This window comes from Vibrio sp. 10N.222.48.A3 (assembly GCF_041475345.1).
In the GTDB taxonomy this organism is placed as follows: domain Bacteria; phylum Pseudomonadota; class Gammaproteobacteria; order Enterobacterales; family Vibrionaceae; genus Vibrio; species Vibrio tasmaniensis_A.
Map to the genome: position 1 here is coordinate 1 of NZ_JBFRVX010000350.1, position 857 is coordinate 857.

Genomic DNA, 857 nt, shown 5'->3' on the forward strand with positions numbered 1-857 from the left:
CAACACGCGAATGCGGCTATCAAGCAGCTCTTCTTCTGTTAATGAATCCTTTAGAATCCAAAGCTCACCCATTTGCGGCGGCCAACTGTTGCCAAGTTGAATACGTTCATGACAGTGCATTAGCACGCGGTTAAGGCCGTCTGAGTCAACAGAGTGGGCAAACTCAAGAAACTTTCCGCTTGGCTCACTACCGTATTGGTATTCCCACTGAGTTTCGTACACGCTCAAGAAAGAACCGAAAACATGGATACACCAATCGGTCAGCTCCAACTCTGCGGGATCTTGGTCAACAACAGGCACTTGTTGAGACGAACCCGTGCTAGCAGCATTGGGTGTCGCTACTTCAGTGCTCTGTGCTTCAATAACTTCAGGTACTACTGAGCCTGTAGAGTCAGGAACAACAGGTGAAGCGGGCTCAGAAGGTTGGCTTTTTGCCTTTTTGAATGAGCTGCTGCCTGAAGCGTTCAGATGGGCTAAGCTTTTGTCTATACCCATTTCCTTGAGCTTGTCCTGCATTTCCTGAATATTGAGAGGTCTTCTGCTGTTGTTGTCTTTCATTTTGCTTCTCGTTAACTAGCCAGTACTGCAGCTTGGATTCAATCCGAGATAGTGGCATTAATTCATTGGCTTTGGCTTTATACCAGAGGACAAATTTCTTCCATACTAAACTATGGTCACCGGTCAAACCGGAGAATTTAAACGCACGTTCTGCCCATGATGGTATCTCTTCTTCGTTGAGATCATGAGTAGATACGGTGTTGCTGTTCATTGAGCCTCGGCCTTGTGGGCGAGGGGCATGCTGCATGTGTTGCATCGGTGCCGGAGCAGGCTGAAACTTGGGTGCAGGTGCAGGTGCA

At 48.1% G+C, this 857-nt stretch carries 2 pseudogenes; both read right to left on the bottom strand.

Annotated features, from left to right (window positions below):
- Positions 1–495, bottom strand: a pseudogene (locus tag AB4653_RS10965) (hypothetical protein); the annotation flags it as partial.
- A pseudogene (locus AB4653_RS10970) lies at positions 416–857 on the bottom strand (hypothetical protein); the annotation flags it as partial. The pseudogenes AB4653_RS10965 and AB4653_RS10970, both read right to left, overlap by 80 nt.